Source organism: Brevundimonas sp. (assembly GCF_036659295.1).
In the GTDB taxonomy this organism is placed as follows: Bacteria; Pseudomonadota; Alphaproteobacteria; order Caulobacterales; family Caulobacteraceae; genus Brevundimonas.
In genome coordinates, this window is record NZ_JAVXCU010000060.1 from 1 (window position 1) to 14294 (window position 14294).

At 58.5% G+C, this 14294-nt stretch carries 15 protein-coding genes; 11 read left to right on the forward strand and 4 right to left on the reverse strand.

Annotated elements, in window-relative coordinates; genetic code table 11:
- Positions 1-118 precede the first annotated feature (118 nt).
- Positions 119-1645, forward strand: a complete 1527-nt coding sequence (locus RSB01_RS10530; RefSeq protein WP_332625431.1) for a DUF6538 domain-containing protein — start codon at positions 119-121, stop codon at positions 1643-1645.
- 243 nt (positions 1646-1888) lie between these two features.
- Here RSB01_RS10530 and RSB01_RS10535 read toward each other — a convergent pair whose 3' ends face one another.
- Positions 1889-2467, reverse strand: coding sequence for a hypothetical protein (locus tag RSB01_RS10535; protein WP_332620271.1), 579 nt, complete (start codon positions 2465-2467; stop codon positions 1889-1891).
- A 348-nt stretch (positions 2468-2815) separates the two neighbouring features.
- Between RSB01_RS10535 and RSB01_RS10540 the strand changes: the two genes are divergently transcribed.
- Positions 2816-3133 carry a hypothetical protein gene (locus RSB01_RS10540; RefSeq protein ID WP_332620270.1) on the forward strand — a complete coding sequence of 106 codons (318 nt, stop codon included), beginning with the start codon at positions 2816-2818 and terminating at the stop codon, positions 3131-3133.
- A gap of 577 nt (positions 3134-3710) precedes the next feature.
- On the opposite strand, the gene RSB01_RS10545 is transcribed toward RSB01_RS10540, so the two are convergent.
- On the reverse strand, positions 3711-4292 hold the full coding sequence (locus RSB01_RS10545) for a recombinase family protein (protein WP_332620269.1): 582 nt from the start codon (positions 4290-4292) through the stop codon (positions 3711-3713).
- Between the two features lie 343 nt (positions 4293-4635).
- Here RSB01_RS10545 and RSB01_RS10550 point away from each other — a divergent pair, with 343 nt between their 5' ends.
- From RSB01_RS10550 to egtD, 8 genes are all read left to right on the forward strand, one after another.
- A complete protein-coding gene (locus RSB01_RS10550) occupies positions 4636-5574 on the forward strand; it encodes a hypothetical protein (RefSeq protein WP_332625433.1) in 939 nt (312 codons plus the stop codon).
- Complete coding sequence (locus tag RSB01_RS10555) at positions 5574-5789, forward strand: hypothetical protein (protein WP_332620266.1); 216 nt, start codon at positions 5574-5576, stop codon at positions 5787-5789. Before RSB01_RS10550 ends, RSB01_RS10555 begins: the two co-directional genes overlap by 1 nt.
- Before the next feature lie 724 nt (positions 5790-6513).
- Positions 6514-7830: an ammonium transporter gene (locus RSB01_RS10560; RefSeq protein WP_332591108.1), complete on the forward strand. Its 1317-nt coding sequence runs from the start codon at positions 6514-6516 to the stop codon at positions 7828-7830.
- 163 nt (positions 7831-7993) lie between these two features.
- Positions 7994-8674: a TorF family putative porin gene (locus tag RSB01_RS10565; protein WP_332591106.1), complete on the forward strand. Its 681-nt coding sequence runs from the start codon at positions 7994-7996 to the stop codon at positions 8672-8674.
- 121 nt (positions 8675-8795) lie between these two features.
- Complete coding sequence (locus tag RSB01_RS10570) at positions 8796-9098, forward strand: SCP2 sterol-binding domain-containing protein (protein ID WP_167177522.1); 303 nt, start codon at positions 8796-8798, stop codon at positions 9096-9098.
- A gap of 113 nt (positions 9099-9211) precedes the next feature.
- Positions 9212-10423, forward strand: a complete 1212-nt coding sequence (locus RSB01_RS10575) for an acyl-CoA dehydrogenase family protein (protein WP_332591105.1) — start codon at positions 9212-9214, stop codon at positions 10421-10423.
- An 84-nt stretch (positions 10424-10507) separates the two neighbouring features.
- Positions 10508-11761 (forward strand): ergothioneine biosynthesis protein EgtB, encoded by a 1254-nt coding sequence (egtB, locus tag RSB01_RS10580; protein ID WP_332619749.1) that lies wholly within the window; start codon positions 10508-10510, stop codon positions 11759-11761.
- On the forward strand, positions 11737-12660 hold the full coding sequence (egtD, locus tag RSB01_RS10585) for an L-histidine N(alpha)-methyltransferase (RefSeq protein ID WP_332591103.1): 924 nt from the start codon (positions 11737-11739) through the stop codon (positions 12658-12660). Before egtB ends, egtD begins: the two co-directional genes overlap by 25 nt.
- 46 nt (positions 12661-12706) lie before the next feature.
- Here egtD and RSB01_RS10590 read toward each other — a convergent pair whose 3' ends face one another.
- Both RSB01_RS10590 and RSB01_RS10595 read right to left on the reverse strand, forming a co-directional pair.
- Positions 12707-12949 carry a general stress protein gene (locus RSB01_RS10590; RefSeq protein WP_332591102.1) on the reverse strand — a complete coding sequence of 81 codons (243 nt, stop codon included), beginning with the start codon at positions 12947-12949 and terminating at the stop codon, positions 12707-12709.
- Positions 12950-13093: 144 nt separating this feature from the next.
- Positions 13094-13795 (reverse strand): MBL fold metallo-hydrolase, encoded by a 702-nt coding sequence (locus RSB01_RS10595; RefSeq protein ID WP_332591107.1) that lies wholly within the window; start codon positions 13793-13795, stop codon positions 13094-13096.
- Between the two features lie 170 nt (positions 13796-13965).
- Between RSB01_RS10595 and RSB01_RS10600 the strand changes: the two genes are divergently transcribed.
- On the forward strand, positions 13966-14294 hold a 329-nt coding region (locus RSB01_RS10600; RefSeq protein WP_332625435.1), incomplete at its 3' end, for a trigger factor family protein.

Below are 14294 nucleotides of genomic sequence, written 5' to 3' on the forward strand. Positions count from 1 at the left end.
AGGGGTACCGAGGGTTCGAATCCCTCCGTCTCCGCCAGACCCTTTTGGGGTCTGGCTTTCCCGTGAAATCAGGGGCTTATCGCAAGTGGGTGTTACATCTGGAGCAGATGAAGCCCCTATGCCGACCTACCTAACCAAGCGCGGCGCGACCTACTATTTCCGCCGAGTGATCCCCGATGATTTGCGCCCGGCCTTCGGCGGCAAACGCGAACTGACTTTTTCCCTCGGGACAAAAGATCGCGCTGAGGCGTCCAAGCTGTGCCGCGCTGCGGCTGTCCAGTCCGACAAAGAATTGGACGCGGCGCGAGCCATGATCGCCAGCCCTTCGGCCGCCGGTGCGAAGCCCGCCGACGCCGCCCCGATAGATCGCGAAGCCTACGCCGCTGCCGCATTCGCTGCCCTGCAACGGAAGCGAGACGCCGCTTTCTCGGCTGGCGATCTCCCGGCCTTCGACGCCGAGGCGCGCGAGAACCTAGAACTCTATCAGGCGATGCTGGACGGCGGCGATAACCTCGGCTTGTCATTGGCTCAGGTTGAAGGGATGCAGCGGGCGACTAAGGCGCTGCTAACTGGGGATGGTGCGGCCGTGCTGGCGGCTGCGGCGAAGGTATCGCGCGAGCGAAAGCAGGCGGTGACGAAGCCTGACACGCCCATGCTGCCTGAACTCATCGACAAGTGGGCGGCCGAGAAACAGCCTAAGGCTAGGTCCGTTGATATGTGGCGGCGGACTTGCGCCATGTTCTATGCCGTCAATGGCGAAAAGCCTGTGGGTGCAATCGCTAAGGCTGATGTTCTCGCGTTCAAGACGCACCTGATCGCTGAGGGGAGGGCTCCGGCGACAGTCGATAGCCGCCTCAATCACTTGCGCTCCCTGTTCCGGTTCGCCGTCGAAAACGACATCATCGCTACGGACCCCGCCGCCAGCGTGAAGGCCCCGCCCGCCAAGCGAGCGAAGGAGGCCCGGCTTCCCTATGACGCCGATGCGCTCAAGGCGGTGTTCGGCTCAGCGATCTACACCAAGGGCGAGCGGCCGAACCGGGGGGCGGGGGAGGCGGCTTACTGGCTTCCCCTGCTGGCGCTCTACACTGGCGCGCGACTTGGGGAACTCGGCCAGCTTCGGCCCAAGGACATTGTGCAGGAAGTCTATCAGGACGCCGAGGACAAGGACCGTAAGGCGTGGGTCATCCGCATTGTCGAGGATGAGCGGGATGGCCTGACCCTCAAGAACGCCAGTAGCAACCGGCGCGTCCCTATCCATCAGGCGCTGATTGACCTGGGCTTTCTCCGCTACGTCGATGCTGCCCGCGACAAGGGGCAGGCCCGCATCTTCCCGGACCTCAAGCCCGACCGCTACGGCAGCGTTACGGGGAACTGGACGAAGTGGTTTGGCTATCACCTTCGCGAAGTCTGCGGCGTGTCCGATAAGCGGATCACGTTCCATTCCTTCCGCCATAGCTTCAAGCATTACGCCCGCGCCTGCGGTCTGGATAAGGCGGTCAATGACGCCATCACCGGCCATGAGGGCGGGGACGTGGCGGACCAATACGGCGGTCTGGAATACCCGCTGCCGCCGCTGGTCGAGGGCATGGCTCGCTATCGGGTGCCGGGCTTCACCCTGCCGCCCCCGCCCGCTTCCCTGAGATAGCCGAGAAGGCCGGAAAGCGGGGCGCTGGGGCGGTGGTTTGGACCTGGCCGGGTGATCGCTCGTCAGGGTTGGCAAGCCACCTCAGCGCGGCCGTATTTGGCTGGCCGGTGTGGGCAAATAGGAGACAGATGCGGCGCGCGAAAGCGGGCAATCAACCTCGGTGGTCGAGCGCTTCCATGAGCAGGGAGCGGCGGTGCTTTTTGGACACTTTCTTCTCCCTTATAAATAAGGGAACAAAGCCTATTATTGCCCGAGCAGCAGGCGTTCCAGAACATCGGCGCGAACCCACGATCCATCTACCCTGATCCGCCGATACTTTCCGGTGTTCACAGTGTAGCGCTTCCCTTCGATAACGACGCACTCGTCGGTGAAAGTGACCTGGACCGATCCGGTTCTAACACCTTCAGACGAACCCCTCATCGACGACCAGCGCTGCTTGATTGTCGAAAAGGTATCGCCCGCCTTCGTCCGGCCGGGCAGCCCCGCTTCATCAAGAGCTTTGTCGATGGCCGTTCGTTTGGCCGAAGATAGCTCTTTGTAAAGCAACGTTTCGGGCACGGAATAACCGTCGTATCGGTCGCTAAGCCATGCTGCGAAATAGGTGTTGGGTTTTGCTGCGACCGTCGGGTTGCGGATGAGCAGCCCTATTAGCTTGACCGGCCATTCGCCAAAGCCTTTTGGTCGCGCGCGATAGGCGTTGACCTCGACCCTCGCTTGCATGCGCGAGGCTTCAGGATTGGCGTCCGCGTAGGCTTTGATGGCCTTCCTAGCGGCATCGACACCCAGCCGGTTCATTTCCTTGCGATGGTCTATCTTCGTCATTTCTACAGCGCGCGAATTCGGCGGCCTATATCCCGGCGTCAGAAAGGATTGACGACACGGTGCAGCCCAGCGCCGCTGCTATGCCGATCAGAGCTACTAAGCTGACGTTTCGCTTGCCGCGCTCAACCTCGCCCATGTGGGTCCGGTTGATCCCGGCGGCGTCAGCCAGCGTCTCTTGCGACATGCTCCGCTCGTTTCTCCGCACCCGGATAGCGTCGCCGAGGCGTCCCAGCGCGCGCTGATTATCAGGACTGACGGATACCCTCGGCACCCATACAGGGTCGCCGCATGTTGGATTTACGCACCACCTGATCTATGCACCATTCGTCTCATCGGATGGAGGATGCGTTGGAATTTGTAGTCGGTGGTTTGGTCGTTCTAGCGGCGATCTGGTTCTTCGCAGCGATTGGTCGGGAGAGTTCCGACCAAGCCCTGCACCGCGAGCTAGGCAGTCTCCTGAGCCAAGCTAAGCTGCGACTGGATCAGGACGACATGTCCCGGCTACGCACTGCGCTGATCGAGCTTGAAGTTATCGCGGATGCCCAGGTCGCAACTCGCCAGCTTTCGGTGAAGGCGGCGCGGCGCGCTTTGATGAAGGCCAGTGTTCAGACCATCCGTTCGTATATGGAAATAGACCGTATGTTTGCGCCGACAGCCTCTCGGTAGTCTCCGTTAGGAATATCTGACCATAGATTGGATGAGTTGTTCGTAGGCTGCCCGGCTCCCTCGGCCAACATAGATGGCGAGTTTGCCGGATCAGCGCCGCGAAACCCTTGGTCTGACCATGAGTTGGATTGAGCGTTGCGTGAGTGTGCCCGGTGGCCGCGATCAGCTTTCGCTGAACTCCCTCGGGCAAGCGCCCTACCTGCGACCATGCCTTTTGCGTCGGCCAAGACGGGGAATTTTTATTCGAAAAACCCGAGGGTCAAAAATGGCTTCTGTCCCCCAAGGGTATCGAAACGGCGAGCTGCACGATCCGACCCCTCGCGCCTTCTTGTTTGCCCGGATGCGCAACATTCTTGTTTTCGCAGATTGCTCGCGCCCCCGTCGAAATATCTCGCCGGTCGTGAGGTCCGGCTATCGCGAGACGGGTCCAGCTAGGGCGAAAATGGCGCCGCCTACTGCCTGCCTCAGAATTGACTTGGGGCGCTGGAAGGGCGTCCGCGCCCCCGAGGTCGAGCGGGCCAGAAAGGGCCGCCCAAGAGCCGGAAATCGGGCCTAGCGTGGCCGCTGCGATCCCACTCTAGGTCGCCGCCGCCTTGTAGCGCTTCACTGTGGCCGGGGAGAGGCCGAAGTGCCGGGCAGTCTGGGCGATGCTGGCCCCGTTTTCCCTGCGCCATGCGGCCACGGCGGCAGCGTCCTGAGCCATCGGGCGACCGAGGCTTTCCTTCCCCCGGTGCGTCCTGCCTGTGGCCTCCAGAGAGGCCCTAGCGGCGGCGCGGCCTGCCTGTGTCCGCTCCTTGATCCGCTGGCGTTCCATGTCCGCGACTTGGGCCAGAACGGCGAGGATCAGTTCTCCGACACCTCCGACAATGGGACCGAGGCCGTGAACGTCCACGGTGACGCCCTTGTCGATAAGCAGGCGGACGGTGGCCTGAACGTCCAAAGCGTCCCGGCCGAGGCGGTCAACCGCATAGACATGAACCGTGTCGCCAGACCGAACCTTACTTAGCAGGTCAGCGAAGCCCGGCCGTTTAGCAGCCAGCGTCCCGCCGCTTACGCCTTCATCGCTGAACTCTTGATCGAAGTCCCCGCCAAGGGCGAGGCGCTGGCTCTCAATGCTCTGGTCCCCGGTGCTGACGCGGTAGTAGGCGATGCGGTGCATGGATGGCTCATAAGTTATGTGTCGCTCTAAGCTAGCTCATAAGCCCGGCTCAATGTCGCGTCAACATATCTTGTGAGCCATAGCGCATAACCTACAACTTGTGAGCCTGTCAGTTCTGGCGGCGGGGAAGCCTCGGCATACTAAAACGCGGCGTCGCTGGGGCGTGACGGCGGGCAGGCAATGCCTTGGCTGCACGATTGTTTGCGGCCAGCCGGGAGGGGATAGCGGGGGAACCAGTGCCTCTTAGGATCGGAGGTCTGCCCTCGCATAGCTAAACCGGATTTCGGCCCGAAGGTTGATACCTGACACGCAACGCCGCATGGTCCGGCAACCGAGGGGCGAAATGGCAAAGATCAACCAATCTACAAGCGAGCAGGACTGCGTGGTTCACGAGCATCCTGTGCCGCCTGAAGAGATGCACCGCTACAGCATGGTGAGGGACCCGAGCGCAGAGGAGGACATCGCGTCCTATGTGCACGGTCAAGCAAGAGACGAAACTGTCCAGCACGTCGAACGAGTTAAATCGGAGTATGTAGCTGGGACCGAGTATGAGATTTGGGATGTTACCACCGACAAGACGCGGTGGTGGGTCATAACGAATATGACTAATCTATACTCTCAAAAACACTTTCCTAGTTTAGACTACACCTTGTCGTTTCATATTGGCTTGATGATGAGGATGATGAGCAAGTCGCGCGGGGCAGATGCCGACGATCCTCATCCGTTCGATGAAGTTTTCAGACGGATTGAGCAGGCCGGAGATCGTTTGGAAAGAGCTGTTGAGGCTGAGGAATATCAAGCCGTAGCGATGCAGCTAAGAGAATGCCTTCTGTCTGTGTCTTCAGTCATGCAGAGGCGTGTCAATCTACCTGACGACATCGTCAGGCCTAAGTCTGCCGATTTTAACGGATGGTCTGAACTGTTCTTTAACCACCTCTGCCCTGGCCGAAAGAACGAGGCGGTTAGGAAGTATTTGAAAGCGCATAGCGATAAAACGTGGGCGCTTGTGGGGGCGTTGACGCATGATCGAAATGCGGAGGAAATGCATACGTCCATCGCTATGTCTGCTGTCGATAACCTCGTGAGCGATCATCTCCAGCTTGTTAGACAAGATCAAACAGATCGAGTTAAAGAGTGCCCCAACTGTAACTCCAGAAAGATAAGGTCGCACTTTGATATACTGATCGAGCCCGACGGAGAATACTATGAGACGTGCGGCTCTTGCGATTGGAGCAGCCATCCGGGATATGATGCCGACGTTGCTGAAAAGGAGGGGGCTTGATGGTTGATGCAAATATGGAAGTGAGGAAGTCTAAAGACGGCGGTTGGCTTAAGGCATTTCCGTTTGGAGAAGCCGCTTTGTGGCTAGGCTTCGTCTGGTTCGCATTTGCGGCAATGGAGGATCGCTATGACGCCGATACGATCACTCTCGCTGCTGTCTTTGCGTTAGCTGCAATCGGGGTGCGGGCGACGCGGCCTACGCGGGAGCCGCAATAATGGCTCATCGGAAAGCCGGTGGACTTGCGGTGGTTGGGGCATTGACCGCCCTAATCCTCTACACGCAACTTTCTTCGCGGGTCGAGGATGCGTCAGATGCGGCGGCAAACGCAGATCAAAACGCTTATGACCTATCTAGCCGCCTAGACAGTCTTGAAAGCAAGGTGAGCGATCTAGACCGACGGCCGACTTACGGCTGGTAAAGAATAGCCGGATGGGCTTGCGCCTGTCCGGCCGACTGCTACATTCGCATCCCTCAACCGCTACATGCCGCTTTCGTAAAAGCATTGATTTTGCGCGGGTTTTTGGAAGACTAAGGTAATCCCTCCGTCTCCGCCAGATCTTTTCCAGATCGGCATTATTGAAAGAACTCGGCTTTTGCCGGGGTTCTGGTTGTGCGATCGGGCAGGGATCGCCGATTGGCCTGTGGCCGATGCAAATCCATAGCTTCCCACTGGATGGCTGCATTACACACCAAAACCGTCAGGTGCATTCGTGTTCCGATGGGCGGCTTTGTGTCGTTCGTGCAAAATATTTTCAGGCATCGGCGTTTTTTCACTTGTCGATTTCGCAGTTGCGGTGAACATTTCGCAAATGCGTAAACGAAGAGGGGGATACTCAAGTGACGCTATCCATGAAGATGGGACCAGGGCTTGTAGCCTTGGGCTGTTTAACTGCCGGACTTCTTGTCTGCGGCAGTGCGATTGCCGCAGGAACGCCAGAAATGGCAGCCTCTGCGGCGCTAACCGCAGGAACAATATCGGAAACCGCTAGAACAGCGTCGGAGCAAGCTCCGGCGCTGTTTTTACATCAGGTTCCGCTTGAACTGAACGAAGCCTCTACAGCATGGCTGGGAATATCAACGGCGCTGGTGCTGCTGATGACCCTGCCAGGGCTGGCGCTGTTCTATGGCGGTATGGTGCGGCGCAAAAATGTGATCGCGACCATCACACAGTCGGTGGCCGCCTTTGCGGTCGTGACACTGGTTTGGTTCGTGGCAGGGTATACAATCGCCTTTGGGGTGAACCCTGACGCAGGGCTCAACCGGTTTATAGGCAGTTTTGACGCCGTCTTTCTGAATGGCGTCACCAAGGACACGGCCTATTCGGTCTTGCCGGGGATACCGGAGTATCTCTGGATTTCATTCCAGCTGACCTTTGCCATCATCACACCGGCCCTGATTACGGGGGCTTTTGCCGAGCGGATCAAATATTCGGGGCTGTTGCTGTTCATCGCCCTGTGGTCGCTGATCGTTTATGCGCCGATAGCCCACTGGGTTTGGGGTGGCGGCTTCCTGGGCGCAGAAGGCGTGCTGGATTTTGCAGGCGGTGCCGTTGTCCACGTTAACTCGGGGGTTGCCGGTCTGGTCTGCGCCCTGTTCCTCGGCGCGCGTAAGGGTTACGGCGTCGTGCCGATTACCGCGCACAATCCGGTCCTGACCATGATTGGGGCATCGCTGCTTCTGGTGGGCTGGATTGGATTTAATGCGGGCTCGGCGGGTGCTGCCGATGGCCTGATGAGTGTGGCCCTGATCAACACACTGCTTGCAGCAGCGGCAGGGGCTCTGAGCTGGAAATTCATCGAGCGCATCGAGAAGCGCAAATGGTCGCTGATCGGTGTGTTGTCGGGTGTCGTTGCCGGTCTGGTAGGCATCACGCCCGCGGCCGGATTTGTCGATCCCAAGGGCGCAGTCATCATCGGCCTGATTGCCGGTCCGGTTTGCTACGTCTCGTCTGTGTGGCTGAAGAAGCTTCTCAAATATGACGACAGCCTCGACGCCTTTGGTCTGCATGGCGCAGGCGGTTTGGTGGGCGCGCTTCTGACGGGTGTGTTCGCAACGACGGCCGTCAACGATCTGTCTGCAGGGGCCACGGTCTGGGCCCAGTTTATGGGTCTGGTCTGGACGATCCTGTGGAGCGCCATCGGTACGCTGATTGTGCTGGTGATCTGCAAATACACCATCGGATTGCGTGTGAAGGAACAGGTCGAGGACGAAGGGCTGGACACCCACCTGCATGGTGAGGCTCTGGAAGCGCTCTAAACCTGCTAGTCACCGGATCACTTGATCCTGACCTCAGTCGAGTCGGATGGCTGTCCTCCCACAGCCATCCGGCGCGCGGCACTGCGCCCATACCTTATCGAATGCTGGACGCTGCCGGATGTGTCGATGCTTACCTTTTCAATCATGTTATGGGGATATAACAATGAAAAAGCTTGTATTTATCTTGTGTGCCTCCGGCCTTGTCAGCTTGGCAGGCGGCGCTATGGCCGAAGAACCGGTTGCGGCGTTTTCCTTCAATGCGGGCGTAACCAGTGACTATGTGTGGCGCGGAATCAGCCAGACTGATGGCAATGCAGCCGTTCAGGGTGGTGTCGATTTTACCTATGGGGGCTTCTATGCGGGTGGTTGGGCCTCGACGGTAGATTTTGGCGACAGCACGGATTTCGAATGGGACCTCACTGCCGGAGTGACCGGAACAGCCGGAGCAATCGATTGGGATCTTGGTCTGGCCTATTATGCGTATGCAGGGGCCCCGTCCGGCGCAGATTACGATTTCGTAGAGCTAAAGGCGGCGGCCTCGCACAGCTTTGAAAAGCTGACATTGGGCGCGCTCGTTTACTATTCGCCCGATTTTTCCGGCGTGGACGAAACCGCGACCTATCTGGAAGCTAACGGCGCGTACGAGATCAATGATCGCTGGAGTGTTTCCGGCGGTGTCGGGCGTCAGTTTTTGGACGTCACATCTGACTATACGGCATGGAATCTGGGCGTAGGTGTGAACCTGACCAAAGCCCTGTCTCTGGATGTGCGGTACTGGGATGCATCCTATAGTTCCGCCCTGACCGATGCGCGTCTGTCGGCGACTTTGGGTGCCGCATTCTGATCATCGCTAGTTTCATTAATGAAAATAGTGTGGAAATGAGCCAAGACTTACCCTAGGTGATCTTGGCATGGGGGCTATGAGTCGCTAGCTCTTGAACATCAACGTCTAAGGGATGACGCTCATGGCCGATTTGGCTCAAATCACTGCAAAAATCCAAGAAGCCATCAACACGAATGGCGGCTTTGGCAAGACCATCAAGCTGGACCTTGGCGAAGCTGGTAAAATCTTCATCGACGGTATCAACAACACCGTTTCGAACGATGACAATGCTGCCGACGCTACCGTGTCGCTCAAGATGGAAGACTTTATGGCTCTGGCCGAAGGCCGCCTCGACCCGATGATGGCCTTCATGCAAGGCAAGCTGAAAGTCGCTGGCGACATGATGCTGGCACAAAAGCTGGCTCCGCTGCTCAAGGGTCGTTGATCCTTTGGTAGCTTAGGCTGACAGTGAAGGCGCGGTGCCCCAGGGGCCGCGCCTTTTTCTTTGCCGTAACCGCCAATCAAGAGCGGGTGGCAGATCATTACGGGGGATATGCCATGGATTTTCGTTTCTCTGACCGTTCGCTGGCGTGGCAGGAAAAGCTGTCGCGGTTCATGCAGGACCACGTCATTCCGCAAGAAGGCGCCTATATCGCTTCGGTGAGGGCCAACCCGAAGCGGATGTCACCTGTGATGGTGGACCTGAAGGCCAAGGCCAAGGCGGCGGGCCTATGGAACATGTTCCTGCCGGGTGAGCATGGCGCAGGGCTGAACAATCTGGATTACGCGCCTCTGGCCGAGATGATGGGGCGTCACCTTTGGTCGGCCGAGGTGTTCAACTGCAACGCCCCCGACACTGGTAACATGGAGGTGCTGCACCTCTATGGTAATGCCCAGCAACAGGACGTCTGGCTCAAGCCGCTGATGGCGGGTGAAATCCGCTCGGCCTTCTTGATGACCGAACCAGCGGTCGCTTCGTCGGACGCCACCAATATCGAAACCCGTATCGATCGCGACGGCGACCACTATGTCATCAATGGCCGCAAATGGTGGTCGACCAATATGGCGCACCCTAATCTGGCCATGACGATTGTCATGGGGAAAACCGATTTTGACGCCCCCGTTCACCAACAGCAAAGTCAGGTCATCGTGCCGGTCGATACACCGGGTTTCCGTGTCGAACGGATGCTGTCGGTGTTCGGCTATGATGAACTGCCCATCGGTCACGCCGAGGTGGTTCTGGAGAATGTGCGGGTTCCGGTTGAAAACCTGATCGCAGGTGAGGGTAGGGGTTTCGAGGTTGCTCAAGGCCGTCTCGGACCAGGCCGTATCCACCACTGCATGCGCGTGATCGGCGCTGCCGAGCGGGCGCTGGAACTGATGGTGGACCGTCTGTTGTCGCGGGTGGCTTTCCGAAAATCCTTGGCCGAACATTCGGTATGGGAAGAAAGGGTGGCAGACGCCCGTACCCAGATCGAGATGTGCCGCCTGCTGGTTCTAAAGGCCGCATGGATGATGGACGAGGTCGGTGCCAAGGGCGCACGTTCCGAAATCGCCCAGATCAAGGTGGCGGCACCGCGCATGGCCTTGAAGGTCATCGACGATGCCATTCAGGCCTTTGGCGGGGCAGGGGTTTCCGGTGATACGCCTCTGGCGGAGTTGTACGCCACTGTGCGGACCTTGCGCATCGCCGATGGTCCGGACGAAGTCCATAATCGCACGATTGCGCGGCTGGAATATGCAGCTCGCGCTGTAAAGGCAGGCCACTAAGCTCAGCCTTTTTCGGAACGGGTCTGGGCTGCATCGCGTTCCTTCTGTCGGGTCCACTGTCGGGCCGAAGGACAGAGGGAACCGATGCAGTCTGCTCCAAGCCCCCTTCCGCTCGCTTCAACTGTCGCGTTCGAGCGATACAAGCGTGTAAGGGCTAAAACCCTTGATCTGGTATCGGGTTTGTCGCCCGAGGACATGGCGGTGCAATCCATGCCGGATGCCAGTCCAACCAAATGGCATCTGGCGCATACCAGTTGGTTCTTCGAGGCTATGATCCTGTCGCGACAGAGCGATTACCGCCCAGTCGATCCTCATTTTCAAACGCTTTTTAACTCGTATTACGAAGCCTTGGGCCCGCGCGTCGCGCGACCGGATCGTGGCCTGATGACCCGTCCATCCTTGCTTCAGATCCTGTCCTATCGCCATGAAATCGACCGCAGGATAGCGGGGCGATTGATGCAGCCCTTATCGACCAATGAGGCCTATCTTTTTGAGCTGGGCTTGCATCACGAGCAGCAACATCAGGAACTGTTGCTTCAGGATGCGCTCCATCTGTTTTCATCCAACCTTCTGAAGCCGTCTGTCTGGTCACGTGAGCCGCGGACAGCGCCGCTGGCCTCCGCGAGAGGCGGCAAGGTCGGGTTTACCGAAGGGCTGACCGTTATCGGTGCCGCAAAGGATGACGGCTTTGCCTTTGACAACGAAATGCCTGCCCAGCGCGTCTGGCTGAATGCATACGCACTGGATGCCGATCTGGTCACCAATGGCGACTGGTTGGGCTTTATCGAGGACGGCGGCTATCGCAATCCGGCGCTGTGGTTATCCGATGGCTGGGCAATGTTGCGTCAAGAAGGCTGGGACAGTCCAGCTTATTGGCAGGCGGACGATACCGGTTGGACGACCTACAGCCTGACAGGCCAGACTGATCTGGATCCTTCGGCTCCGGTACGGCACATCAGCTATTACGAGGCCGATGCCTATGCCCGATGGGCGGGCGCGAGACTGCCGACCGAAGCGGAATGGGAACATGCCGCACATCATCATGGCAGCGCCTTTGGCAATCTGGACACCGAGGTGTGGCAATGGACCCAGTCTGCCTATGCCCCCTATGCGGGCTTTAGCCCGACCGAGGGAACGGCGTCCGAATACAACGGCAAGTTCATGATCAACCAGATGGTCTTGAAGGGGGGCAGCTTTGCCACGCCACGCGACCACCTGCGTCATTCGTATCGCAACTTTTATTATCCGTCACAGCGATGGGCGTTTTGCGGCCTGAGGCTGGCGCACGATATCGTTCCGACAGAGGAGGCGACATGCAAACCTTTCGAAGTGACCTGATCGAGGGGCTGTCGGCCTCGCCAAAATCACTGTCGCCAAAATGGTTTTATGACGCCGAAGGGTCGCGCTTGTTCGAACAGATCACGCGGCTGGAGGAGTATTATCCCACACGGCAGGAAACGGCTCTGCTGCGACAGACCATCCCCTTTTGGCTGGACCTTATCGGGCCTGAGGCCGTGCTTGTGGAACTGGGCTCGGGAGCCAGCGAGAAGACGCGCATATTGCTGGACGCTATAGCGGGCCTTGCCGCCTATGTGCCGCTGGATATTAGTGAAACAGCCCTGCAAGCGGCTGCCAGCGCATTGCGGGCCGATTATCCGCATCTGGATATCCGGCCTGTACCCGGTGATTTCGAGACCCTTCCGGACCTGCCTGATGATCTGCCGAGTGGACGACGTATCGGCTTCTTTCCCGGCTCGACAATCGGCAATCTGGACCGTGATGCCGCGATCAAGCTTCTGGCAGCCTCGCGCCGGATGTTGGGTCGCAACAGCCTGTTTATACTGGGTGTCGACCTTATCAAGGATCGCGAGACACTGGAGGCGGCCTATGACGATGCCCAAGGGGTGACGTCGGCCTTCAATATGAACCTGCTGCACCGCGCCAATCGCGAACTGGGGACGGATTTCGATACAAATTCGTTCCGCCACCGCGCGATCTGGAACGAGGCCGAGGCCCGTATAGAAATGCATCTGGAGTCATTGCGAGACCAGACGATCAAGCTGGATGGCCACAGGTTCCGCTTCAGGGCAGGCGAGACCCTGCACACCGAGAACTCGCGCAAATTCGATCGAGAACGCGTCGTCGCGCTGGCAGAAGCTGGCGGATGGTCGCTGGTCGAAATGCGTGTTTCGACGTCCCCCTATGTCGCCTTGGCGCTCCTGAGGCCCAAAGAATAAGGGCGCTGTTTGCACAGCGCCCTTGAAAAGAAGTTCTTTGATTTTCTTAGTTCGGCTTGTTGTCTTCTGCCTGCGCTTTAGCGGCGTCTTTGTTGCGCGTACCGTGAGAGGCTTCGCCACCCTTGCGGCCTGCTTGCGCGGCGAGAGAACGGTCTTGCGAGAAGCTGCGCTTCTCGGATGGAACACTGGCACCACCCTTGCGGGCGATCTCGCGCTGACGCGCCGGATCCATAGATGCAAATCCCCGCTTGGAGATGCCCGACGGTTTGCTCTGCACTTGATCGGCCATAACTAAGAACTCCTCTTGTAACTGTCGGCTCACAGGAAAGAAGAGACAAGGATGGCTAAGGTTCCTTGTGCTGATTTCAAATTTTCAACTTTAGCGTGACGCTGCATTCATCCATTTGAAATATTAGATTTAATTTGTTGTAACCTAGGACGGGCCGGAAATATTTCCGTTCATGTTCCGTGACTTCACGACCGCATCACCGACAAAGGGATTGCTGCGGCGTTCATGACCAAAGGTCGAATGAGGACCGTGTCCGGGAATAAAGGTGACATCATCGCCCAGAGGCCAGAGCCTGCCGACGATCGAGTTCACCAAATCTTCGTGCGAGCTTTGCGGGAAGTCGGTCCGACCTACGGAGCCCTGGAACAGGACATCACCCACCTGGGCGAATCGCGCCTCGCGGTTAAAGAAGATGACATGACCGGGTGTGTGGCCGGGGCAGTGATAAACCTCCCAACGGGTCTCGCCGAGGGTCAGTGCATCGCCGTTTTCGAGCCAGCGGGTAGGGGTGAAGCTGCGAGCGTCCGGCAATCCCCATTTTTGACCCTGCTCGGGAATCGCCTCGATCCAGAACAGGTCCGCCTTGTGCGGGCCGATGATTTCAACGCCAGAAATTTCCTGCAAGTCCTGCGCACCGCCGGCGTGGTCAAGGTGACCATGCGTGATCCAGATGGCTTCAAGGGTCAGGCCACGCCGCTGGATTTCCGCATAAAGGGCTTGCGCCGATGCGCCCGGATCAATGACGGCCGCCTTCAAGGTCTTGGTACACCAGACGATGGTGCAGTTCTGCTGAAGGGGTGTGACGGGGCTGACGAGAACGCCAATCGGTGCGGTTTGCTGGTTCATATCCGTGAAATAGCGCTGTCGGACCATCAAAGAAACCCGCCGCGCGTTGACGTACGCGCCCCTTATCGACATAAGGGCGGGCTTCGAGGTACCGCCTTCCGTGGCGGTCCTTTTGCTTATTCCACTCGCGCGCCGTCTCGGCGTCGCCCCAGAGCGTCAGATATCCGACCATGCAAGTCGTCGAAAAGTCGAACGAAGGCCTCAGCCGCGTGATCGCGGTAACCATTCCGGTAGCCGAGCTGAACGAAAAGCTTGAAGCCCGCATCAAGGAAGTCGCCCCCCAGATGAAGCTGAAGGGCTTCCGCCCGGGCAAGGTGCCGACCGCCCACGTCAAGAAGACCTTCGGCCGTGACTTCATGGGCGAAATCATCAACGCCGCGTTGAACGAAACCAGCCAGAAGGCTCTGGACGAAGCCAAGCTGCGCCCGGCCGCCCCGGCCGAGATGAAGCTGACCTCGGACATGGACAAGGTCATCGCCGGTCAGGAAGATCTGGCCTA